The organism is Streptomyces filamentosus (assembly GCF_014654895.1).
Classification (GTDB): Bacteria; Actinomycetota; Actinomycetes; order Streptomycetales; family Streptomycetaceae; genus Streptomyces; species Streptomyces filamentosus.
The window spans coordinates 909,803-932,298 of sequence record NZ_BNBE01000004.1; the positions used below are offsets into that span (position 1 = coordinate 909,803).

Annotated in this window: 23 protein-coding genes; 16 read left to right on the plus strand and 7 right to left on the minus strand. The window is 73.6% G+C overall.

Annotated features, from left to right (window positions below):
* Window positions 1-174: 174 nt before the first annotated feature.
* The 4 genes from IE326_RS37950 to IE326_RS37965 all read right to left on the minus strand — a co-directional run bounded on the left by IE326_RS37950 (window position 175) and on the right by IE326_RS37965 (window position 3,454).
* On the minus strand, window positions 175-369 hold the full coding sequence (locus IE326_RS37950) for a hypothetical protein (RefSeq protein ID WP_190044800.1): 195 nt from the start codon (window positions 367-369) through the stop codon (window positions 175-177).
* An 80-nt stretch (window positions 370-449) separates the two neighbouring features.
* Window positions 450-1,823, minus strand: coding sequence for an outer membrane protein assembly factor BamB family protein (locus IE326_RS41680; RefSeq protein WP_190044801.1), 1,374 nt, complete (start codon window positions 1,821-1,823; stop codon window positions 450-452).
* Between the two features lie 106 nt (window positions 1,824-1,929).
* Window positions 1,930-2,667 carry a hypothetical protein gene (locus tag IE326_RS37960; RefSeq protein WP_190044802.1) on the minus strand — a complete coding sequence of 246 codons (738 nt, stop codon included), beginning with the start codon at window positions 2,665-2,667 and terminating at the stop codon, window positions 1,930-1,932.
* Window positions 2,668-2,671: 4 nt separating this feature from the next.
* Window positions 2,672-3,454 (minus strand): TIGR04222 domain-containing membrane protein, encoded by a 783-nt coding sequence (locus IE326_RS37965; protein WP_190044803.1) that lies wholly within the window; start codon window positions 3,452-3,454, stop codon window positions 2,672-2,674.
* A 227-nt stretch (window positions 3,455-3,681) separates the two neighbouring features.
* Between IE326_RS37965 and IE326_RS37970 the strand changes: the two genes are divergently transcribed.
* Window positions 3,682-4,224 (plus strand): DapH/DapD/GlmU-related protein, encoded by a 543-nt coding sequence (locus IE326_RS37970; RefSeq protein WP_190044804.1) that lies wholly within the window; start codon window positions 3,682-3,684, stop codon window positions 4,222-4,224.
* A 101-nt stretch (window positions 4,225-4,325) separates the two neighbouring features.
* On the opposite strand, the gene IE326_RS37975 is transcribed toward IE326_RS37970, so the two are convergent.
* Together IE326_RS37975 and IE326_RS37980 are read right to left on the minus strand one after the other, a co-directional pair.
* Window positions 4,326-4,520, minus strand: coding sequence for a DUF397 domain-containing protein (locus IE326_RS37975; protein WP_150234578.1), 195 nt, complete (start codon window positions 4,518-4,520; stop codon window positions 4,326-4,328).
* The gene (locus IE326_RS37980; RefSeq protein WP_190044805.1) at window positions 4,517-5,356 is read right to left on the minus strand and encodes a helix-turn-helix domain-containing protein; all 840 of its coding nucleotides are present in this window, start codon (window positions 5,354-5,356) and stop codon (window positions 4,517-4,519) included. Before IE326_RS37980 ends, IE326_RS37975 begins: the two co-directional genes overlap by 4 nt.
* Before the next feature lie 94 nt (window positions 5,357-5,450).
* Here IE326_RS37980 and IE326_RS37985 point away from each other — a divergent pair, with 94 nt between their 5' ends.
* From IE326_RS37985 to IE326_RS38005, 5 genes are all read left to right on the plus strand, one after another.
* On the plus strand, window positions 5,451-5,891 hold the full coding sequence (locus tag IE326_RS37985; RefSeq protein WP_190044806.1) for a hypothetical protein: 441 nt from the start codon (window positions 5,451-5,453) through the stop codon (window positions 5,889-5,891).
* Window positions 5,888-6,100, plus strand: coding sequence for a hypothetical protein (locus tag IE326_RS37990; RefSeq protein ID WP_190044807.1), 213 nt, complete (start codon window positions 5,888-5,890; stop codon window positions 6,098-6,100). The genes IE326_RS37985 and IE326_RS37990 overlap by 4 nt, the downstream gene beginning before the upstream one ends.
* A gap of 162 nt (window positions 6,101-6,262) precedes the next feature.
* The gene (locus IE326_RS37995; RefSeq protein WP_190044808.1) at window positions 6,263-7,099 is read left to right on the plus strand and encodes an AraC family transcriptional regulator; all 837 of its coding nucleotides are present in this window, start codon (window positions 6,263-6,265) and stop codon (window positions 7,097-7,099) included.
* A 94-nt stretch (window positions 7,100-7,193) separates the two neighbouring features.
* Window positions 7,194-7,664: a cupin domain-containing protein gene (locus IE326_RS38000; RefSeq protein ID WP_150234586.1), complete on the plus strand. Its 471-nt coding sequence runs from the start codon at window positions 7,194-7,196 to the stop codon at window positions 7,662-7,664.
* Complete coding sequence (locus IE326_RS38005; RefSeq protein ID WP_150234588.1) at window positions 7,661-8,380, plus strand: SGNH/GDSL hydrolase family protein; 720 nt, start codon at window positions 7,661-7,663, stop codon at window positions 8,378-8,380. Before IE326_RS38000 ends, IE326_RS38005 begins: the two co-directional genes overlap by 4 nt.
* A 179-nt stretch (window positions 8,381-8,559) precedes the next feature.
* On the opposite strand, the gene yicI is transcribed toward IE326_RS38005, so the two are convergent.
* Window positions 8,560-10,812 carry an alpha-xylosidase gene (gene yicI, locus IE326_RS38010; protein WP_190044809.1) on the minus strand — a complete coding sequence of 751 codons (2,253 nt, stop codon included), beginning with the start codon at window positions 10,810-10,812 and terminating at the stop codon, window positions 8,560-8,562.
* A 349-nt stretch (window positions 10,813-11,161) separates the two neighbouring features.
* Here yicI and IE326_RS38015 point away from each other — a divergent pair, with 349 nt between their 5' ends.
* The 10 genes from IE326_RS38015 to IE326_RS38060 all read left to right on the plus strand — a co-directional run bounded on the left by IE326_RS38015 (window position 11,162) and on the right by IE326_RS38060 (window position 22,490).
* Entirely contained in the window at window positions 11,162-11,800 is a 639-nt protein-coding gene (locus tag IE326_RS38015) for a GntR family transcriptional regulator (protein ID WP_150234592.1), read from the plus strand.
* A gap of 62 nt (window positions 11,801-11,862) precedes the next feature.
* A complete protein-coding gene (locus IE326_RS38020) occupies window positions 11,863-12,765 on the plus strand; it encodes a dihydrodipicolinate synthase family protein (protein ID WP_190044810.1) in 903 nt (300 codons plus the stop codon).
* The gene (gene araD / locus IE326_RS38025; RefSeq protein ID WP_229915909.1) at window positions 12,762-14,612 is read left to right on the plus strand and encodes an L-arabinonate dehydratase; all 1,851 of its coding nucleotides are present in this window, start codon (window positions 12,762-12,764) and stop codon (window positions 14,610-14,612) included. The genes IE326_RS38020 and araD overlap by 4 nt, the downstream gene beginning before the upstream one ends.
* Before the next feature lie 200 nt (window positions 14,613-14,812).
* Complete coding sequence (locus IE326_RS38030) at window positions 14,813-15,751, plus strand: carbohydrate ABC transporter permease (RefSeq protein WP_150234595.1); 939 nt, start codon at window positions 14,813-14,815, stop codon at window positions 15,749-15,751.
* Entirely contained in the window at window positions 15,748-16,668 is a 921-nt protein-coding gene (locus IE326_RS38035; RefSeq protein ID WP_150234597.1) for a carbohydrate ABC transporter permease, read from the plus strand. Before IE326_RS38030 ends, IE326_RS38035 begins: the two co-directional genes overlap by 4 nt.
* A gap of 5 nt (window positions 16,669-16,673) precedes the next feature.
* The gene (locus IE326_RS38040) at window positions 16,674-17,834 is read left to right on the plus strand and encodes a Gfo/Idh/MocA family protein (RefSeq protein WP_190044811.1); all 1,161 of its coding nucleotides are present in this window, start codon (window positions 16,674-16,676) and stop codon (window positions 17,832-17,834) included.
* The gene (locus tag IE326_RS38045) at window positions 17,831-18,679 is read left to right on the plus strand and encodes a DUF6807 domain-containing protein (protein WP_190044812.1); all 849 of its coding nucleotides are present in this window, start codon (window positions 17,831-17,833) and stop codon (window positions 18,677-18,679) included. Before IE326_RS38040 ends, IE326_RS38045 begins: the two co-directional genes overlap by 4 nt.
* Entirely contained in the window at window positions 18,676-20,229 is a 1,554-nt protein-coding gene (locus IE326_RS38050) for a glycoside hydrolase family 43 protein (protein ID WP_229915851.1), read from the plus strand. The genes IE326_RS38045 and IE326_RS38050 overlap by 4 nt, the downstream gene beginning before the upstream one ends.
* Before the next feature lie 111 nt (window positions 20,230-20,340).
* Window positions 20,341-21,678: an ABC transporter substrate-binding protein gene (locus IE326_RS38055; protein ID WP_150234601.1), complete on the plus strand. Its 1,338-nt coding sequence runs from the start codon at window positions 20,341-20,343 to the stop codon at window positions 21,676-21,678.
* Window positions 21,675-22,490, plus strand: a complete 816-nt coding sequence (locus IE326_RS38060) for a rhamnogalacturonan acetylesterase (RefSeq protein WP_190044813.1) — start codon at window positions 21,675-21,677, stop codon at window positions 22,488-22,490. The genes IE326_RS38055 and IE326_RS38060 overlap by 4 nt, the downstream gene beginning before the upstream one ends.
* Window positions 22,491-22,496: the final 6 nt, after the last annotated feature.

The window sequence follows — 22,496 nt, forward strand, 5'->3', positions numbered from 1 at the left end:
GGAAGCGCGGGGGCTCAGGGGCTGACGGCAGGACCGAAAGCCCCCGCCTCTGGATGCCTCGGGGCTGGACATGCCGGGCACGCTACGCCCCCGCCCCGCTCCCCCGCACCCGCTTTTCCCGCGCCCGCACGTCCCTGATCCGCCGCGCCCGGCCGCGCGGCACCGTCTCGTTCGTCATCCCCGGCCCTGGGCCGCGTCCTCCGGAGCCCCCTCGTGGGCGCGTCGGCGTCTCCACCGGCGCTCCGGTGCCGTCGCCCACAGGATCAGGCCCACGAGGCCGTAGATCGCCCCTCCGACGACGGCCACGGGGATGCCCATCATGAGGACGAAGCCCAGGAGGAGCTCTCCCCACGTCGGATCGTCGTCCATCGGGTCCCTTTCCCCTTCCTCGCTGCGTGCCCGTGATGACTCGGCGGGGGCCTGTCCGGTTCCCCGCCCCTGCTCGGGGGTCAGCGGCGTTCGTAGGCGGTGAAGGGCTTGCTCCGGTAGCCGTACGACTCGTAGCGGGCGCCGATGAGGCGGTCCCCGTGGGTGAAGAGGGTGTCCACCGACTCGTCCTCCTCGGGGAAGTCGCGGGCTTCGCGCTGTTCGCCCGTGGCGGCGTCGAGGACGCGGAGGCCGTGGAGGTACGTGACGTCGCCGAAGAGGGGGCTCTCCCGGCGGGAGGTGAGGACGGTGATCTCGCCGTCGTGGGGAAGGATGCGGTAGCCGGCCTCGCCGTCGAGGCGGTCGTCCTCGACGGTGCCGCCCCAGACCGGTTCGCCGGTGGCGAGGTCGAAGGCGGCGAGGCGGGTGGGATTGCCACGGCTGTTCTTCAGCCGGTGGAAGGTCAGGGCGTAGAGCCTGCTGTCGTCCGCCGCCACCGTGAGCCGGTCCTCGCGCCTGATCTCGCCGTAGGAGCCGCTGAAGTCGATCGGCGGGTTGGGGCGGCCGGTGGCGCCGAAGGAGAAGTAGGCCCCGGAGTCGGAGTCGCCCGACGAGGAGGCGGCCACCACCAGGGGGTCGGCGGAGACGAATTCGGCGCGCGCGTCCCAGGGGACGGTGGTCCGGTTCCCGAGGGGGGCGGACCAGAGGAGCGCGCCGGTGGCCGGGGCGAAGGCGGCGGCGAAGAGTTCGGCGTCGCTCGGGACCTTGTCGCCCAGGAGGTGCTCGGTGCCGCCGCAGGCGAGGAGGGCGGCGACCTGGCGCTCGGCCACGGCGGTCGTGCCCGGTACGCAGCCCTTGGGCAGGGCCGCCTTCCAGCGGGTCTTCCCGGTGCGGGTGTCCACGGCCGCCAGGTCGTCCCCCCGGAGGAGCACGGCGAGGCCGGCGCCGGCGGACACCGTGAAGGACTGGAGGCGGCCCGACCAGGAGTCGAGGGCGGGGAGGGCGGTGTGCCAGAGCTCGCGGCCGTCCTCCGTGTCGATCGCGACGACGTCGACGCATCCGTTGTTCTTGGCCGAGCCGGGGGTGCCGTCCCCGTCGCGGGCGAGGACCAGGACCGAGTTGCCGGTGTCGACGGCGGCGTGGCAGATCGCCGAGCGGCCGGGCGGCACGTACTCCCAGTTCCGCTTGCCGGTACGGGCGTCGAACCCGCGCACCGCGTCGAACCGGCTGTGGACCAGCGTGTCGCCGGACAGCCAGGCCCCCCTGTTCGCCTCCTCGGCCTTGGGGTCCGCGGGGGTGTCCCAGGCGACGCCCAGCTCCCCGGGCGCGGAGGAGCACCCGGTGAGGAGCGTGCCGAGGACGGTCAGGGCCGCCACCGCCCCGGCCAGGGTGCGCCCGGCCCGTCCGCGCCGTCCCCTCCGTCCGCCGGCCGGCACGTCGCTCCCCTGCGTGGTCATGTCCGTCTCCCCCGTCCGTGCCGTCCTCGACGGCGATCATCATAGGAGGCCGGTCCGGCGGGCCGGGATCCGCTTCCCCGCGGGCGGGTCCACCGCACCGCCCGGCCTACCGGGGTCGCATCAGGCGCAGGTCCTCGCCCCACGCGTCCAGCACCTCGCCGTGCCCGGCCCGCCGGGCCGCCGCCTCGACCCGGGCGAAGAGACGGCGCTGCGCGGACGTGTCGCCCGTCGCCGCGACGCGGTCCACGGCGTCGAGCAGCGGCCGGGTGTCCCAGCCGGGGAGGGGGAAGCGGGCGAGTTCCCACTCCAGGTACTTGTTGTACGGGCGGGGGCGCCGGTCCAGCGCGAAGAGCGTCTCCAGCAGGAACCCCATGCTGTCGGCGGCGTCGAGCCGGGCCGCGAGGGCGTGTCCGTCGCGGTCGTTCTTCACCGAGCGGTAGAGGGAGTTGGCGTACGCGTCGAGCGCGGCGTCCGCCTCGCGGAATGCCTCGTCGGCGGTGAGCGTCGCCTTGTCGGCGAGGATCCGGGCGATGCCCCCGTCGAGCCGGTCGAGCACGATCCGGGCCCGGGCGAGGGCGTACCGCTCGAAGCCGGGCATCCCGACGGCGCGGAACGCGTCCGAGGAGAGGACGATCAGGTCGAGTTCCGGGGTGCGGTGCCCCGCGAAGCGGGTGAGTTCCGTCGCCGCCCCCTCCGCGAGGACGACGTACAGGTCGTGGTCGGAGTGCTCGGTGGCCATGCCCTCGTGGGCCCGTGAGCCCTTGAGGACGAGGCCGACGACCGCCGGGTCGGCGGTGGCGATCTCCACGAACTCGGCGTAGGAAAGGCGTTCCTGACTGTCCATCTGGTCATTCTCCGCCACCGCCACCGCCACCGCCGCCTCCGCCGGAGAGGGCGCTCGCACCGTACGAGTCGCCCTCGCTCCGGGCGACGGTCTCCCGGAGGGCGCGGCCTCCGAGCAGTCCGGAGCGGGCGGCGAACGCCGGTGCCAGCAGCCGCAGGGCCCGGCGCCCGTGGAGCGCGACGAGGAGTCCGGACTCCTCCGGTCCGGCCGGGGCGTCACCGGGAAGGGGACGCAGCCGGCGCGCCTCCCGCAGCAGCCGGTGCCCGGCCAGCGTCCGCGGCGGGGCGCACAGGACGGCGAGCGCGAGCACGGCCAGGGGCAGCCCCGCCCGGGGAGCCCCCTGCACCGCGACGGCCACGGCCGTGCCGCCCGCCGCGAGGGCCGCCAGACCGGCCGCCGCCAGCCGGACCCGTCCGCATCGCAGGCCGCGCCCGGCCAGTTCGGTGCGCAGCCCCTCCTGGGCCCGCCGCACCGCCGGAGCGGCGGCGGCGTCGGCCACCGACAGCTCCCGCCCGAACACCTGCCACGCGGCCCGGCCCAGCGCCGACGCGTCACGTCCGGGACTCGCGTGCACCACCCGCCGCAGCCGGCCGGCCCGGCCGACGTCGACCACCCCCGCGAGGTGGAGCTCCACGACGGCCACCGCCAGCGCGGCCTTCGGACCGCCCCTCACCCCCGCGACCCCGACCGCCGTCAGCCCTTCCCGCCGCCCCCTGACGGGCAGCCACCGCAGCAGCGCAGCCGCCACGAGCCCGGCCACCGCGCACGCCACACCGATCGTTCCCATCCCGCACCCCCACCGGACGGACTCCAGGACCTCCCCGGCCCTCCTCACGGAACAATGACACGCCCGGACCGTTCTGACCCCCTGCCCGCGACACCCGGCCCCGGGCGGGCGCGCCGGGGCGGCCCGGAGTGTCCGGGTGGTGCGGCACGAGGTGATCTGGAATGCTCCCGACCCCGGCCACCCGGCGGGACCTCCCCCGCCGCCGGCACGCAGAAGGTGAGCGCATCATGCCCGGCGACCGTCTCATGCCGATCCGCAGCGCCGAGTTCCAGGCCATGGCCGAGAGGGTCCTGCGGGTCACCGAGCTCACCTCCCGGCTGAACGTCCTCCCCTTCGAGGACGAGGCGGGCAAGGCGGAGCTGTTCGAGCGGATCCTCGGCAGGCCGCTGCCGGCGAGGACCACCATCTACCCGCCGTTCTACACGGACCACGGCCTGAACCTCGACCTCGCCGAACGCGTCTTCATCAACCAGAACTGCACGTTCCTGGACTACGCCGGGATCCGGATCGCCAAGCGCGTGATGATCGGCCCGAAGGTCACGTTCATCACCAGCGGCCATCCGGTCGACCCCGGGGAACGGCGCCTTTACCTCACCGGCGCGCCCATCGACGTGGCGGAGAACGTGTGGATCGGCGCCGGTGCCACGATCCTGCCCGGCGTCACCATCGGCCGCGACGCCGTGATCGCCGCCGGCGCGGTCGTCGCCGACGACGTCCCCCCGGCGAGCCTGGTGACCGGCGGCAAGGCGACGGTGCGCAGGGAGTGGTGACACCCCGCGGCGGCTGGAACCGCGAACCGGTCGGTGACGGAGACGGCGAACTCCTGGTGATCGCCCACCTGGTCGGCGCGGAACGACCCGGAGGGCCTCCTCTACCGCTCCTTGACCGCGTCGACGAAGGCGGTGAACGCGGCGGCGGAGACGGCGAGGGCGGGGCCGGCCGGGACCTTCGAGTCACGGACGGGGACGATGCCGAGGGCGGGGACGAGGTTGTGGGCGACCTCGACGCAGTTGCCACCGTTGTTGCTGTAAGAGGACTTGAACCAGTGGGGGGAATCGGTGGTCACAGCATGCCCTTTCGTACTTCCTCGATCATGGCGACGGAGTCCGCCGGGGAGAGCGATTCCGCTGCCAGCCGATGGTAGTCCAGAAGCGTGGACGCCACCGTTCCGTTATCCCGCTCCAAATGGCCCTTCGCCTGCGATTCGGCGTAGGCGAGTACGGACCGGTCCGGCAGCGTCACCAGGTTCACGGGAAGGTCGAACGGCCGCCTCTCCCCTATGTCGAACGGCGCCACTTGGAGGACGGTGAGCGGGCGCGTCGCGAACTCCACTAGCTGTTCCAGCTGCGCGGCCATGACCTCGCGCCCGCCGACCACGCGCCGGATACAACTCTCGTCCATCACGACGAAGAGCGCCGGTGGCCTTTGCTGCTCCAGGAGTTGCTGTCGCCCGGCCAGGAACTCCACTCGTTCGGCCGCTTGGCCAGCCGTGATCACTCCGCGGGCGACGGAGCTGGACGCCAGGACCTGTGCGTACTCAGACGTCTGGAGGAGTCCCGGAACGATCCCGATCTCGAACAGGCGCAGCTCCACCGCCCTGCGCTCCTGATGGATGTACTCCGGGAAGCCCTCCAAAAGCACACCGTGCCGTAGCTTCTGCCACTCGCTCTCGTACGACTGTTCCGTTTCCGCGAGGCCGAATGCGACATCAAGGGCTCTTGAGAAGGCGAGAGTTGAAGACCTCCGGCCAGTTTCGACTGCGGAGACGTGCTTGCTGGAGTACCCCGTCCGGACGGCCAACTCCTCCTGTGTCCAGCCCCGCTCTTCCCTCAGCCTGCGCACTCTCGCCCCGTACGCGGCGGCCGGCCCGCCGGCCGGGTCCAGCTCCTTGCGGTTGGCCACAACTCTCCCTCCACATTTCGCACGTTGAAGGCATCTCGACTGTAGGCCACGCTGAGTGCTCCTGGTAGCAGATCGGCTACAGAGAGGAGCCGTCGTGCCCGCAAGCGACCACCCCACCCCCGTTCCGGATCTCGGCACCTACATGGCGGAAGACACCACCGAGGGGACCCCTCGGCTCGGCAAGGTCACCGCCTGGGACGGGGAGCTGGTCCATCTGGAACCGCCCGGCGGAGGGGCTCCGTGGAGCGCCGCGCCGGCCGGTCTGCGGCGGCCGAGCGAGCGGGAGCGCGCGCTGATCCGCGTCCTCACCCGTCCGGTCACGGCGACCCGCTCCGCGGCCCGCGCCCCGCGGACCTTTCCGGAGCCGCCGGTGGTCCTCTCGGTGGAGCCCGTACCGCCCGCCGTGCCGGCGCCCGGGTGCGCGACGTGCGCGCTCGCGGCGGAGCGGGAGCGGCAGCAGCTGCGGGACCGCGACCATTCGGCGGCGGTGGACTCCCGGATCGAGATGCGCGGGCACCCGCACGGACGACCGTGACGACGCCGGTCCACCGGCTGCGCACGCACCCGGGGGCGGAGTGCGAGGTGACCGTGACCGCGCGGTGCATGGACGGCGGGTATACGTGGGAGGCGGAGCCGGCGCCGGCGGAGAGGGCCGTGGGGTGCGAGTCGCACGCGGCGGTCACCGGGCACCGTACGTTCGCCGTGCGCCTGGAGTACATCGCGCTGGTGACGAGCGAGGAGTGAGGGGCGCGGAGCCTTCACGGCGGAGGGCCGGGGTCCGTTCCCGTACGGCCCCGTTCCCGTACGGCCCCGTTCCCGTACGGCCCCGGTCGGCGGGCGCGCAGCACCGTGTGACGGGCGTCGGCCGCCGTCCTCCTCGGCCGGGCGGCTCGTACACTGGCGAAGATGGAGGACCACACGGCCGCCGGGATCGTCGCGCTTCCGGCGCCCGCCCTGCGGGAGTACGTCGACTCGTACGTCGGCTTCGACCTCCGCGGCTTCCCGCCGGGGGTGCACTGCGGGCCGCCGGGCCGCGCGCTCACCGCGGTGATCAGCCTGTCCGAGCCCCTGGAGATGGCTGCGGGCGTCGACGACGGGTCGCCGGTCGCCCGGTTCGGCGGCGTGGCCGGCGGTCTGATGTGCCGGTCCGTCGCGGTCCACCACGACGGGCGCCAGCAAGGCGTCCGGGTGTCGCTGACGCCGCTCGGGGCCCGGGCCGTCTACGGCGTGCCGTCCGCCGAGCTCGCCCACCGACTGGTCCCGCTCGACGAGCTCCTCGGACCGTTCGCCGTCGAGCTGGCCGAGCGGCTCCGGTCGGCGCCGACGTGGGCGGCGCGGTTCGGAGCGCTGGACGCCCTGTTCCTCCGGGCCGTCGGCCGTGGCGCCGGCGGCGACCCCGTGCGCGGGGTGCGTCCCGAGGTGGCCGAGGCGTGGCGCCGCCTCGTGGTCTCGCGGGGGCGCGTCCAGATCGGTGCGGTCGCCGCGGAGCTCGGCTGGAGCCGGCGGTACCTCACCGAGCGGTTCCGCGGCGAGGTGGGCCTGTCACCGAAGAGCCTCGCCCGGGTCCTGCGCTTCGAGTACGCGCACGAACTGGCGGCGGCCCGGGACCCGCTCCCGTGGGGCGAGGTGGCGGCCGTCTCCGGCTACGCGGACCAGGCCCATCTCGTGCGGGACTGGCGGGAGTTCACGGGCCGGTCACCGACGGTCTGGCGCCGCGGCGAAGTCCTCCTCGGAGCCGGGTAGTCGTCGGTCTTCCGTCCGCCCGCCGACCCGTCGCGCCGGTCTCCCTTCCCTTTTCTTCAAGACCGTCCCCTCGCCGCCGTGGACGATCGTCGGCATGAGAATCATCGACGACGCACGCAATGCCATGGACCTGCGGACCACTCCCGTACACCTCGGACTGGGGTCGAGGGCGAAACCCGTCGAGGGCTTCGCCTGGGACCCGGAGGTGCTCCGGGCCTACGGCGCCGCGGTCGCGGCGGACGGCGCCGAGGGCCGGATGGTGATGATCTTCGACGGCGAGGGGGCCGGCGACCACTGGGAGAGCCACCCCGCGGGCGACGAACTGGTCGTGTGCCTCAGCGGGTCCGTGACGGTCACCCGCGACGTGGACGGGGTGACCGACCGCGTCGTGCTCGGGCCGGGCGAGGCCACCATCAACCCGGCCGGGGTGTGGCACGCGGTCGACACGGAGGGGCCGGCGTCCCTCCTGTCCATCACGGCGACCCTCGGCACCGACCACCGTCCGCGGACCGACGCCCGGCCGGCCGGACGCGCCGGCACGCCCGGCCCGGAGGAGGCGCCGTGACGACGCGCGTCGCGTGCCTCGGCGACAGCCTCACCCGCGCGCAGTTCAGCGTCGACTACCTGGACCTCCTCGAACGGCGCCGTCCGCCGGGCGACCTGCGGATCGACCGTTTCGGCGTCAACGGCGACTTCGCCCACAACCTCTTGCAGCGCCTCGACGCCGTCGTCGCGGACCCGCCCGACGTGATCACCGTGCTGATCGGGACCAACGACGCCCGGGCGAGCCTGGACGGCTACCCCGTCGAGCAGGCCGTGAAGCGCAAGAAGCTCCCCGTCCGCCCGTCGGCCGGCTGGTTCCAGGAGTGCCTGGAGGCTGTCGTGGCACGGCTGCGGGCGGAGACCGACGCGGCGATCGGCCTGCTGACGCTGCCGGTGCTCGGACAGCGGCTCGACGGAGCGGCGGCACAGGCGTCGGAGGCGTACAGCCGGATGGTCGCCGAGGTCGCCGCCGGCCACGGGGTGCCCTGCCTCCCGCTCCACGAACGCCAGGTCGAGGAACTGCGCCGGGTGGACCCGCCGCCGGTCCCCTACCGGGAGGTGACGCCCGCGGCGGCCATCGGCGTCCTCGTCGAACACGCGGTGCTGCGCCGCAGCCTCGACGCGATCTCGCGGCGGCGGGGTCTCCTCCTCACGACCGACCACGTCCACCAGAACAGCCGCGGCGCCGCCCTCGTCGCCGAGGTAGTCGACGCCGGTCTGCCGGTCCTGGGCACGTGACCGGTCCCGCGCCTCCGGGCGCGGATCGCGGCTCCCGCCGACGCGCTCGGCGGGGGCCGTCCCCGTGACGAGCCGGGGACGGGCAGGGGGGCGGATCGGGGACGGGCAGGGGCGGACCGGGAACGGCCCGGCACGGGGCCCTTCCCGGTCATGGCCCCGTGCCGGGCCGCCCCACCGGGTCAGTCCCCGTCCGCCACCACGCCTCCGCCGACCAAGAGGGCCGTGGTATAGGGGAGTTCCGTGCCCGTGGCGGTCGCCTCCGGGCCCGTCTCCGTGTGCGTCACCGTGTAGACGGCCGCCGGGGCGCCCTGGTGGTCGGGGACGGTGACGGTGGTCGTCGTGCCGGCGGGGGCGCCGGGGGAGACGAGGAGGGTGAGGCCGTCGGGCCAGTCGGCGTCGGGGCGGCCGGAGGGCGCGGCCAGGGGGAGGACGGCGCCGGGGCGGACGTACAGGGGGAGGCTGTCGGGGGCGTGGGTCTCGCGGCGCCAGCGGGGGCCGGTGACGGTGTCGCCGGTGAGGAGGTGGGTCCAGGTGCCCTCGGGGACGTACACCTCGACCTCGCCGCCGGGGGTCATGACCGGGGCGACGAGCAGGTCGGGGCCGAGCATGTACTGGCGGTCCAGGGTGCGGCAGGCCGGGTCGTCCGGGAATTCGAGGAGCATGGGGCGCATGACGGGGACGCCCGTCTCGTGGGCCTCGGCGGCCGCCGCGTACAGGTACGGCATCAGGCGGTGCTTGAGGCGGGTGAAGCGGCGGGCCGCGCCGACCGCCTCCTCGCCGAACTCCCACGGCACCCGGTAGGAGTCGCTGCCGTGCAGGCGGCTGTGGGAGGAGAGCAGGCCGAAGGCGAGCCAGCGGGTGAAGACCTCCGGGTCGGGGGTGCCCTCGAAGCCGCCGATGTCGTGGCTCCAGAAGCCGAAGCCGCTGAGGGAGAGGGAGAGTCCGCCGCGCAGGGACTCGGCCATGGCTTCGAAGGAGGCCCAGCAGTCGCCGCCCCAGTGCACGGGGAACTGCTGGCCGCCCGCGGTCGCCGAGCGGGCGAAGAGGACGGCTTCACCGGGGCCGCGCTCCTTCTCCAGGAGTTCGAAGACGGTGCGGTTGTAGAGGTGCGTGTAGTGGTTGTGCATGCGCTCGGGGTCGGAGCCGTCGTGCCAGACGACGTCGGTGGGGATCCGCTCGCCGAAGTCGGTCTTGAAGCAGTCGACGCCCTGGGCGAGCAGCGGGCGCAGCTTGTCCTGGAACCAGGCGCGGGCGGCCGGGCTCGTGAAGTCGACGAGGGCCATGCCGGGCTGCCACAGGTCCCACTGCCAGACGTCGCCGTTCGGCCGCTTCACCAGGTGCCCGGCGGCGGCGCCCTCCTCGAAGAGGGCGGACTTCTGGGCGATGTACGGGTTGATCCAGAGGCCGACGCGCAGGCCCCGGGCCTTGAGGCGGGCGAGCATGCCGTCCGGGTCGGGGAAGGTCTCCGGGTCCCAGCGGAAGTCGGACCACTGGTGCTCGCGCATCCAGAAGCAGTCGAAGTGGAAGACGGAGAGCGGGATGTCGCGGGCGGCCATGCCGTCGACGAAGGAGGTGACCGTCGCCTCGTCGTAGGGGGTGGTGAAGGAGGTGGTGAGCCACAGGCCGAAGGACCACGGCGGGGGCAGGGCGGGGCGGCCGGTGAGGGCGGTGTAGCGGCGCAGCACGTCCTTGGGGGTGGGGCCGGCGACGACGAAGTACTCCAGGGACTGGTCCTCGACGCTGAACTGGACCTGTCCGACCGCCTCGGAGCCGACCTCGAAGGAGACCCGGCCGGGATGGTTGACGAAGACGCCGTAGCCGCGCGAGGACAGGTAGAAGGGGACGTTCTTGTAGGCCTGTTCGCTGCTGGTGCCGCCGTCCGCCTGCCAGATGTCGACGCTCTGGCCGTTCTTGGCGAAGGGGGTGAAGCGCTCGCCGAGTCCGTAGACCTGCTCGCCGACGCCGAGGGCGAGCTGGGCGGCCATGTGGTGGGCGCCGTCGGGGGTGGTGACGAAGGCGGTGCCCTTGCGGCCGGCCCGGGTGAGCGGGCGGCCTTCGGCGTCGAGGAAGTCGAGGACCCAGGGCTGCGCCCGGTCGAGGCGGAGGCGGAGCGGGCCGGAGACGAGCTCGACGGCCGTGCCGTCCTCGCGGACCGTCCCCGCGTCCGGGTCGGGGGCGGCGAGCGCGAAGTCGGGGCCCCGGCGGGCCTTGCCCGCGTGGTGGGTGATCCGGACCCCGATCACCCCCTCGGCGGGCGCGTGGCACTCCACCGTGAGCAGGGGCGAGTTGAGGGTGTCGCCGCGGGTCAGGACCCGCTTGACGGAGGCGTACGCGGTGAAGCGGCCGGGCTCCACGCGCAGGTCGCGGACTTCGGTGGCGTACGAGGCGTGCACGCCCTCGCGCATCAGCCAGAAGCCGTCGGTGAACTTCATGGGGGTCCTTGGGGTGGGTGGGGAGGGCCGCGCCGGGAGGGACGGGGGCCCGGCGGGCCGGGGCCGGTCCGGGGAGGGGAGCGGTGCCGGGATCGGGGACGGCACCGCGCCGGGGCGATCACGCCGGACCCCCAATAGTTATCCCAGAAAACAAAACAGGGGAACAGACTCTCCCGCCCCCTTCGGGCGATCGGCCGCAGAAAGCGCTTTCCCTGATCCTGTCCGAAGCATTGACGAAACACGAACGCCCCCTTAGCTTCATGCCCGTTGCACTTCGTACGTCATATATGAGACGCGATACACGAGACGTCGTACGCGAGACGTCATACACGAGATCTGAGAGTGCTCCATGGCCTTCGCCCCCAGCCCCATCCCCTCCCGGACCCAGTACGTCCAGGAGGCGATCAAGCACGACATCCTCACCGGGGGGCTCAGACCCGGGCAGGCCCTCGTGGAAGCCGAACTCGCCGCGCGCTTCGGGGTGTCCAAGACCCCGGTGCGCGAGGCGCTGAAGACCCTCGCGGGCAGCGGACTCGTGGTCATGAGCCAGTACAAGGGCGTCACCGTGCGGATGGTGGACGCGGACATGGCCCGCGCCGTGTACGACGTCCGGCTGCTCCTGGAGCCGGAGGCCGTCCGCCGGGCGGTCGCCTCGGGCGCCCCGCTCGACGAGGCCCGCGAGGCCCTCGCCCGCGCCGCCGGCGCCGAGGACCCGGCCGAGCGCTCCCTGGCCAACCGGGCCTTCCACCGCGCGCTCTACCTCCCCTGCGGCAATCCGCTGCTCGGGCGGATGCTCGACGAGGTGCGCGACCAGGCCGCGCTCGTCTCCACGGTCGCCTGGGCCTCCGTCCCCTCCTGGGACCGGGAGGCCGCCGAGCACGAGGAGATCCTGCGGCTCGCCGCCGCGGGCGACGCCGACGGGGCGCGCCGGGCGGTCCACGCCCACATCGCCTCGTTCGTGGCGCGGGCCTTCCCCGAGAACCCCTGAATCCGCAGATCCGTGAACCTCTGGACCTCCGGATCCCCGAACCCCCTGGACAGTGAGTGACGATGACCTTCGAGACCCTCCGGGCCGCCCTCGCCGACGTCGTGGCCATCCCGGTCACGCCGTTCGCCGAGGACGGCCGGGTGGACTTCGCCGCCCACCGGGCGCTGCTGCGCCGGCTGCTCGACGGCGGGGTGCGCACCCTCACCCCCAACGGCAACACCGGCGAGTTCTACGCCCTCACCCCCGAGGAGCGCCGCGCGGTCACCGAGGCGACCGTCGCGGAGACGGCGGGCCGCGCCACGGTCCTGGTCGGCGTCGGGCACGACGTGCCGACCGCGGTCGAGGCGGCCCGGCACGCCCGGGAGACCGGGGCGCACATGGTGATGGTCCACCAGCCGGTGCACCCGTACGTCTCCGAGAGCGGCTGGGTCGACTACCACCGGGCGATCGCCGAGGCGGTGCCGGAGCTGGGCGTCGTCCCCTACGTCCGCAACCCGCTGCTCGCCGGGGCGCGCCTGGCCGAGCTGGGCGCCGCCTGTCCCAACGTGGTGGGCGTCAAGTACGCGGTGCCGGACGCGGCCCGGTTCGCCGGCTTCGCCCGGGACGCGGGGCTCGACCGCTTCGTGTGGGTGGCCGGGCTCGCGGAGCCGTACGCCCCCTCGTACTTCTCGGCCGGCGCCACCGGTTTCACCTCCGGTCTGGTGAACGTCTCCCCCGCGCTCTCCCTGGAGATGCTCCAGGCCCTGCGGGCCGGGGACCACGGCACCGCGATGAAGGTGTGGGAGCGGATCCGCCGCTTCGAGGAGCTGCGCGCGGCCAACGGCAACGCGGACAACGTGACGGTGGTGAAGGAGGCGCTGGCCTCGCTCGGACTGTGCCGCCGGGACGTCCGGCCGCCGAGCCGCGAACTCCCCCGGGACGAGCGGGCCGAGGTCGCAAAGATCGCGGGCGGGTGGCCGATATGACGGAGGCGCGGGAGGAACTCCCCGGCGGGTCCCCGGAGCCGTACGACCGTCCGGACCACGAGGCGCACGGGGCCCACGACGCGCACGACCGCCCGGACCACGAGGCGTGCGAGCCGTACGACCGCCCCGACCGGCAGCCCCACGAGCTGCGCAGTCACCAGTGGTACGGGACGGAGGGGCTGCGGACCTTCAGCCACCGGGCCCGGACCCGGCAGCTCGGCTACCTGCCCCAGGAGCACCTCGGCAAGCCGGTCATCGCGATCCTCAACACCTGGTCGGACATCAACCCCTGCCACGTGCACCTGCGCGACCGCGCGCAGGCCGTGAAGCGGGGGGTGTGGCAGGCGGGCGGCTTCCCGCTCGAATTCCCGGTGTCCACGCTGTCGGAGACCTTCCAGAAGCCGACGCCGATGCTCTACCGCAACCTCCTCGCCATGGAGACGGAGGAGCTGCTGCGCTCGTACCCGGTGGACGGGGCGGTGCTGATGGGCGGCTGCGACAAGACGACGCCCGCGCTGCTGATGGGCGCGGCCTCGGTGGACCTGCCGACGGTCTTCGTGCCGGCCGGGCCGATGCTGCCGGGGCACTGGCGCGGGGAGACCCTCGGCTCCGGCACCGACATGTGGAAGTACTGGGACGAGCGGCGGGCCGGCACCATCGGCGACTGCGAGATGGCCGAGCTGGAGAACGGGCTCGCCCGCTCCCCCGGCCACTGCATGACGATGGGCACGGCGTCGACGCTGACGGCGGCGGCGGAGACCCTGGGCGTGACCGTGCCGGGCGCCTCCTCGGTGCCGGCGGTGGACTCGGGGCACGACCGGATGGCCGCCGCGTCGGGGCTGCGGATCGTGGAGCTGGTGCGCAAGGACCTCCGGCTCTCCCGGCTGCTGACCCGGGAGGCGTACGAGGACGCGGTCGCCGCCGTCCTGGCGCTCGGCGGCTCGACCAACGCGGTGATCCACCTGATCGCGATGGCCGGCCGGTCGGGCGTGCGGCTGACGCTCGACGACTTCGACCGGATCGCGCGGACGGTGCCGGTGCTCGCGAACCTGCGGCCCGGTGGGAAGTACCTCATGGAGGACTTCCACTTCGCGGGCGGGATGCCCGGCTTCCTCTCCCGGCTCGCGGACGTGCTCCACCTGGACCGGCCCACGGTCTCCCACGCCACCCTGCGCGAACAGCTCGACGGGGCCCTGGTGCACGACGCCGACGTGATCCGGGAGCGGGAGCGGCCGCTGGCCGCCGAGGGCGGGGTCGCGGTGCTGCGGGGCAACCTCTGCCCGGACGGCGCGGTCATCAAGCACGTCGCCATGGAGGAGCGCTTCCTCGAGCACACCGGCCCGGCCGTCGTCTTCGACGACTACCGGACGATGCAGCGGACCATCGACGACCCGGAGCTCGGCATCACCGCCGACCACGTCCTCGTGCTGCGCGGCGCGGGGCCGAAGGGCGGGCCCGGGATGCCGGAGTACGGGATGCTGCCGATCCCCAAGTACCTGCTGGAGCAGGGGGTGCGGGACATGGTCCGGATCTCGGACGCCCGGATGAGCGGGACGAGCTACGGGGCGTGCGTGCTGCACGTGGCGCCGGAATCCCATGTCGGCGGACCCCTTGCCCTGGTCCGCACGGGCGATACGATCACCCTCGACGTCGCGGCCCGCTCCCTCCACCTGCACGTCGAGGACGAGGAGCTGGAGCGCCGCAGGGCCGCGTGGACCCCGCCGCCGGCCCGGTACGAGCGCGGCTACGGCGCGCTGTACATGGAGCAGATCTCCCAGGCCGACACCGGCTGCGACTTCGAGTTCCTGGCCAGGCCGGGGACGACCCCCGAACCGTACGCGGGCTGACCGCCGCCCCTTCCGCCGACCACCGCCCGCGCGGGCCGATCCCCGTCCCGCCCGACCACCGCCCCTCTCGTTCGAGATCTCGAACGCCGTTCGCGAAGCGCTTCGCCCCTTCCGGCGAGCATGATAGAAAGCGCTTTCTAAACGCCTTTCGGACACATCACGAACGCCCGCACCGCCCGCCCGAGAACGGAGCCGCCGTCATGGCCACAGCTGTGACCAAACCGCCCCGAGCCGCCACGGCACGGGGGCGCCGCCGCACGGGAGCGACCCCCCGCCGGCTGCCGTATCTGCTGATCGCCCCCGCGGCCCTGCTGATGCTGGGCTTCATCGCCTACCCCGTGCTGAGCGTCTTCTACTACAGCCTCCAGCACTACAACCCGACCAAACCCTGGCGGAACGGCTTCGCGGGGCTGGACAACTTCACCAAGATCTTCACCGACGACCCGCACTTCTGGGGCACGCTCAGCTTCAGCCTCAAATGGGTCGTGGTGGAGGTGTCGCTCCAGCTCCTCCTCGGGCTCGCGCTCGCCCTCGTCGTCAACCAGACCTTCGCCGGCCGGGCACTGGGCCGCGCCCTGGTCTTCTCGCCGTGGGCCGTCTCGGGCGTGCTCACCTCGGCGATCTGGGTGCTGCTCTACAACTCCCAGACCGGCATCACCCGCTACCTGGCCGACCTCGGCCTCGGCGAGTACGGCACCTCGCCGCTCTCCGACACCGGGACCGTCTTCTGGGCGGCGATCGTCGCGGACCTCTGGCGCGGCGTGCCCTTCTTCGCCATCCTCATCCTCGCCGACCTCCAGTCGATCCCGGGCGACCTGTACGAGGCCGCCGAGGTCGACGGGGCGAGCAGGCTGCGGCAGTTCTTCCACATCACGCTCCCGCACCTCAGGGACGCGATCGTGCTCTCCACGCTGCTGCGCGCGGTGTGGGAGTTCAACAACGTCGACCTGCTCTACACCCTGACCGGCGGCGGACCCGCGGGCGTCACCACGACCCTCCCGCTGTACGTCGCCGAGACCAGCGTCGACGCCCACAACTTCGGTTACGCCTCCGCCCTCACGACGGTGGCGTTCGTGATCCTTCTCTTCTGCTCGATCGTCTATCTGCGCCTGAGCAAGTTCGGAGGCGACAGCAAGTGACCGCCGCAGCCACCCGCACCCGCACCGCGCCGGCCGACGGCGCCGCGCCCCCGGCGGCCCCTCCGGAGGGCCCCGGACCCACCGCCGCCCGCAAGCGGCACCGGGCCTGGGACGAGGTCCCCCGCTGGCAGATCTACCTCCCGCTGGGCGTCTACCTCGTCTTCACCCTGGTCCCCTTCTACTGGATCCTCCTCTTCGCCGTCCGCCCGGCCGGATCGACCTCGCTGCTGCCCTGGCCGATGACGACCGCGCACTTCGAGAAGGTGTGGACGGAACGGTCCTTCGGGGTCTTCTTCCAGAACAGCCTGCTCATCGGCATCGCCGTGCTCGTCAGCACCACGGTGGTCGCGCTGGCCGGCGGCTACGCCCTCGCCCGCTTCGACTTCCGGATCAAGAAGGGCTTCATGCTGGCCCTGCTCTGCTCCCAGTTCGTGCCGGGCGCCCTGCTCCTGGTCCCGCTCTTCCAGATCTTCGCCGAACTGCGGATGATCAACTCCCTCGGCAGCGTCATCATCGCCGAGACCGTCTTCCAGCTCCCGCTGTCGATGATCCTCATCAGCGGCTTCATCAGGAACGTGCCGCCCTCCCTGGAGGAGGCCGCCTGGGTCGACGGATGCAGCCGCTTCACCGCCTTCCGGATCGTCGTGCTCCCGCTGCTGCGGCCCGGACTCGTCGCGGTCGGTTCCTTCGCCTTCGTGCACGCCTGGAACCACTTCCTCTTCGCCCTGATGTTCCTCAGCAGCCAGAGCAAGCAGACCATCCCGGTCGGCCTCAACACCCTCATGGGCGCCGACAGCGTCGACCTCGGCGCGCTCGCCGCGGGCGGCGTCATCGCCGCCGTCCCCGTCGTGATCGTCTTCGCCTTCATCCAGAAGTGGCTCGTCACCGGCTTCAGCGCCGGGGCGGTGAAGGGATGAGCCCCATGTCCGTACGTGATCCCCTGCCCGTCGTCCTCGCGGGCGCCCGCGGCCACGGCCGCAGCCACCTCCTCAACATCCACCGCCTGGAACGCCTCGGCCTGGTCCGCCTCGCCGGCGTCTGCGAGCTGCGGCCGCTCGACGCCGCCGAGCTCGACGGCCTCGGCGACCCCGCCCAGTCCGACGACTTCGAGGCGCTGCTCGCCGCCACCGGCGCGAAGCTGGCGGTGCTCAGCACCCCGATCCAGACCCACACCGACATGACGCTCGCCGCCGCCCGGCACGGCGCGGACGTCCTCCTGGAGAAGCCCCCGGCTCCCTCCTACGCGGAGTTCCGCCGGATGGCCGACGGGGTCGCGGCGGCCGGCGCCGCCTGCCAGATCGGCTTCCAGTCGCTCGGCTCGCACGCCGTCGCCGCCGTCCGCGCGCTGATCGCCGACGGGGCGATCGGCGAGGTCCGGGGCGTCGGCGCGGCCGGCGCCTGGGTCCGCGACGAGGCGTACTTCCGGCGCGCCCCCTGGGCCGGCCGGCGCCGCCTCGACGGCCTCGACGTCGTCGACGGCGCGCTGACCAACCCGCTCGCCCACGCCGTCGCCACCGCCCTCGCGCTCGCCGGGACCACCCGCGCCGAGGACGTGGCCGGCATCGAGACCGAGCTGTACCACGCGAACGACATCGAGTCCGACGACACCTCCGCCGTCCGCGTCACCACCACCGCCGGCTTCCCGGTGACCGTGACCGCGACGCTCTGCGCGGAGCGGACCCGCGAACCGTACGTGGTGGTGCACGGCAGCCGCGGCCGGATCACCTTCTGGTACCGCGAGGACCGGGTGCTGCTCCAGCGGGCCGGGCACGGCCCGGAGGAGACCGTCCACGGCCGCACCGACCTCCTGGAGAACCTGCTCTCCCACGTCGCCGACGGCACCCCGCTGCTGGTCCCGCCGGACGCGACCGGCGCCTTCATGCGGGTCGTCGAGGCGGTCCGCACCGCCCCCGACCCGCTGCCGCTGCCCGCCGCCCACTGGCGGACCGAGCCCGGCGAGAGCGCCGGGCGGCGCGTCGTGGCGGGCGTGGAGGCGCTGGTGGACGCCGGCGCCGAACGGCTCCGGCTCTACTCCGAGCTCGGCGCCCCCTGGGCGTCCCCGGCCCCGGCGGGGGTCCGATGAGCACCGCCACGGCCACCACGGCGCTGCGGGCCGCGGGCCGCACCGTCGCCCACTGCACGACCCGCCCCGCGCTCGCCGCCGACCACTCCCCGCGCCCCTACCTCCACCCGGTGACCACGCTCGCCGGACGGACCGTCACCGAGGTGCTGCCCGAGGACCACGTCCACCACCTGGGCGTCTCCGTCGCCGTCCCGGACGTCGACGGGCGCAACTTCTGGGGCGGCCGGACCTTCGTCCGGGGCCGCGGCCCGGTCGAGCTCGACAACCACGGCGTCCAGCGGCACGACGGCTTCAAGCTGTGCGACCCGGACGGCTTCGTCGAGGAGCTGAGCTGGACCGCCGGCGGGGAGCGGCTGCTCGCCGAGCACCGCACGGTCGCCGCGGTCGCCCTCACCGACACGGCGTGGGCCCTCGACCTGACCTTCTCCGTCGCCAACGTCTCCGGCCGCGACCTGTCGATCGGCAGCCCCGCCACCAACGGGCGCCCGGGCGCCGCCTACGGCGGCTTCTTCTGGCGCGCCCCCAAGGAGGCAGCCCCGCCCGAGGTGTTCGGTCCCGGCGCGGACGGGGAGGAGGCCGTGCACGGCGCCCGTGCCGACTGGGTGGCGATGTGCGGCGACGGCTGGAGCCTGGTCTTCGCCGGGGCGACGGAGACCACCCGGCGCGACCCGTGGTTCGTGCGGGCCGCCGAGTACCCCGGGGTCGGCTCCTCCCTCGCGTACGGGGAGCGGCTCGCGGTCCCGGCCGGCGGGACCTTCGTGCGGCGCGTGGTCACGGTGGTGGCCGACGGGCGGCTCGACCGGGACGCGGCGGCGGCGCTGGTGCGCAGGGCGGTGGCGTCGTGACGCCCGGCCCGCGGATTCCGGAGGTCACCGGCGACCTGGGGGACGGCACGTACCGCAACCCGGTCCTCGCGGCCGACTGGTCGGACCCGGACGTGGTGCGGGTGGGCGGGGACTTCTACCTCACCGCGTCCAGCTTCGGCCGCGCCCCCGGCCTTCCGCTGCTGCACTCCCGCGACCTGGTCAACTGGACGCTCGCCGGACACGCCCTCGAACGGCTCGTCCCCGAGGGGGCGTTCACCGGACCCCGGCACGACCGGGGGGTGTGGGCGCCGTCCCTGCGCCACCACGACGGCCGCTTCTGGATCTTCTGGGGCGACCCCGACCACGGCGTCTTCCAGGTCAACGCGCCTTCTGTCGAAGGGCCTTGGAGCGAGCCTCACCTGGTGAAGGAGGGGCTCGGGCTGATCGACGCCTGTCCGCTGTGGGACGAGGAGACCGGCGAGGCGTATCTGGTGCACGGCTGGGCGAAGTCCCGGGCCGGGTTCAACAACCGGCTGACCGGACACCGGATGCGCCCGGACGGCACCGGCGTCCACGGCGAGGGCCGTACCCTGGTCGACGCCGACCTGATCCCCGGCTGGTTCACCCTGGAGGGCCCCAAGCTGTACCGGCACGAGGGGCGGTTCTGGATCCTCGCCCCGGCCGGCGGGGTCGCCACCGGCTGGCAGGGCGCCTTCCGCGCCGACTCCTTCTTCGGGCCGTACGAGGAGCGGATCGTCCTCTCCCAGGGCGACACCGACGTCAACGGCCCCCACCAGGGCGGCTGGGTGCGCACCGGGGCGGGCGAGGACTGGTTCCTGCACTTCCAGCAGACCGGCGCGCACGGCCGGCTCGTCCACCTCCAGCCGATGCGCTGGGACGCGGACGGCTGGCCGGTCCTGGGCGACGACGGCTCCCCCGTACGCGTCCACCGCAAGCCCGCGCTGCCCCCGGCGCCGGTGTCCCGGCCGGCCGTGGACGACGCCTTCCCCGGCGGCGCCTTCGGGCCACAGTGGCAGTGGACCGCCAACCCCCGCGCGGACTGGGTCCGTTCGCACGGGGGCAAGGGACTGCGGCTGGCCTGCGTCCGTACGGGGCGGGCCGGCGACCTGCGGTCGGTGCCGCACGTCCTGACGCAGCGGCTGCCCGCCGGGGCGCGGACCGTGGAGGTCCGGCTGCGCCTGGAGTCCGACGCGCCCGGGGCGCGGGCCGGTCTGGTCGTGCTCGGCGACGCGTACGCCTGGATCGGCCTGGAGCGCGGCGAGGACGGCGGCGTGCTGCTCGTCCACCGCTTCGCACCGGGCAACGCCGACCGGGAGCGGGACGCGGCCCGCGCCCGCCCCGCGGGCGCCGGGGAGGTGCTGCTGCGGATCGAGGTCACCGCCGACGCCCGCTGCCGCTTCTCCTACGACGCGGGCGCGGGTCCGGTGCGGCTCGGGCCCGAGTTCGCGGCCACCCCCTGGCGGTGGGTGGGCGCCCTGCTCGGCCTGTTCGCCGCCGCGCCGGAGGGCGAAGGGCACGCCGGGACGGGCGTGTTCGACGACTTCCGCACCACGGCCGCCGCCCCCTGAACCGGCGGCCCCGCCGCCGGTCCCGCACCACCCCCCGCACCCCCCTGACTTCCCCACCCCCCTTCCCATCCGCGCACCATCCCCGCACCATCCCAGAGAAGAGAGCCGACGATGACCATCTTCCCCGGCCGGCGCAGAGCCGCCCTCGCCCTCGCCCTCTCCGGCGTCCTCGCGCTGACCGCCACCGCCTGCGGTGACGACGGCAGCGGCGGGGCCGGCGGCGGGGGGACGGAGGGATCGGGCAAGGGCAAGATCACCTTCTGGGACAACAACGGCGGTGTCCGCACCGACGTCTGGAAGGAGATCATCGCCGACTTCGAGAAGGCGAACCCGGACATCGACGTCGAGTACGTCGGCGTCGCCTCCAAGGAGGTGCAGTCCAAGTACGACACCGCCATCCAGGGCGGCGCGCTGCCGGACGTCGGCGGCGTCGGCGCGGCGATGCTCGCCGGGATCGCCGCGCAGGGCGCCCTGGAGCCGCTGGACGAGCGGCTCGAGAAGAGCTCCCTGTTCGGCAAGCTGAACAAGGGCATGGTCGAGTCCGTCAAGGCGGCCGGCGGCCAGGACAAGCTCTTCACCGTCCCGACCTCCGCCAGCAACGGCGTCCTCTACTACCGCACCGACCTCTTCAAGGCGGCGGGCCTCCAGGAGCCGTCGACCTGGTCGGCGTTCTACGCGGCGGCCGACAAGCTCACCCAGAAGGACAAGAACCGCTTCGGCTACACCATCCGCGGCGGCGCGGGCTCCATCGCCCAGGCCCTGGACGCCATGTACGGCCAGAGCGGCATCACCGAGTTCTGGGACGGCGACAGGACCACGGTCAACGACCCGAAGAACGTGGCCGCGCTGGAGAAGTACGTCTCCCTGTTCAAGAAGAACACCCCGGCCGCCGACGTGAACAACGACTTCACCAAGATGGTCGCGCAGTGGGACAGCGGCGAGATCGGCATGCTGAACCACAACCTCGGCTCGTACCAGGACCACGTGAAGGCCCTGGGCACCGAGAAGTTCCGCGGCATACCGAACCCGACGCTCGACAACGGCACCCGCGTGATGGTGTCCAACCCGGTCGACGGCCTCGGCCTCTTCTCCAGCAGCAAGAACAAGGCCGCCGCCTGGAAGTTCATCGAGTTCGCCGCCTCCCACGAGTCCAACTCCAAGTGGAACAAGTCCGCCGGCGCCATCCCCGCCAACACCGAGGCCGCCGGCGACCCGTGGCTCCAGGAGGCCGAGCCCACCAAGCTCGCCGCCGAGGTCCTCTTCAGCGGCAAGGCGTCCATCGTCCAGCTGCCGTACTACCTGCCGGACTGGAACACCATCTCCAAGGCCGACAACGAGGCCAACTTCCAGAAGGTGCTGCTCGGTTCGATGTCCGCGAAGGACTTCGCCGACGACCTCGCCGAGCAGCTGAACGAGGCCCAGGCCGAGTGGAAGCAGCAGCAGAAGTGAGCCTGGGCCGCCGCGAGGCGGTCGCGGCCGGGGCGGGCCTCGCGCTCGCCCTGGCCGCCCGGCCGGCCGCCGCCCGTGCCGAGGCCCCGGCCTCCCGGCTCCCCCGGACCGTCTTCGTCGCCGGGGACTCCACCGCCGCGCAGAAGTACGCCGACGCGGCGCCCGAGACCGGCTGGGGCATGGCCCTGCCGTTCTTCCTGCACCGCGGGGTCGCGGTCGCCAACCACGCGGTCAACGGCCGCTCCACCAAGAGCTTCCTGGACGAGGGCCGACTGGAGCCGATCGCCGCCGCGCTGCGGCCCGGGGACGTGCTGCTCGTCCAGTTCGGCCACAACGACGCGAAGACCGCCGACCCCGCCCGCTACACCGCACCCCGGGGCGCCTACCAGGACAACCTGCGGGTCTTCGTGGAGACCGCCCGCGCCCGGGGCGCGCTGCCGGTGATCGCGACCTCCGTCGAACGGCGCCGCTTCGACGCCGCGGGGAACGCCCAGCGCTCGCTCGGCGACTACCCGGCCGCCGCGCGGGAGGCCGCCGCCCTGTCCGGCGTGCCGCTCCTCGACGTCGAGGCGCTGTCGCTGGCGCTGTGGCAGCGGCTCGGCCCCGAGGCGACGAAGACCTACTTCAACTGGACCGCGACCGAGCAGGACAACACCCACTTCAACCCGCCCGGTGCGATCGAGGTGGCCCGGATCGTGGCCCGCGAACTGCTCCGCACCCGGGTCCTCGCGCCGCGCGAGACCCGCCGGCTCGACGACGGCGTCCCCGCCGACCGGATCACCTGGCCCCCGGCCGATCCTTCCGCATCCTGAGGAGAA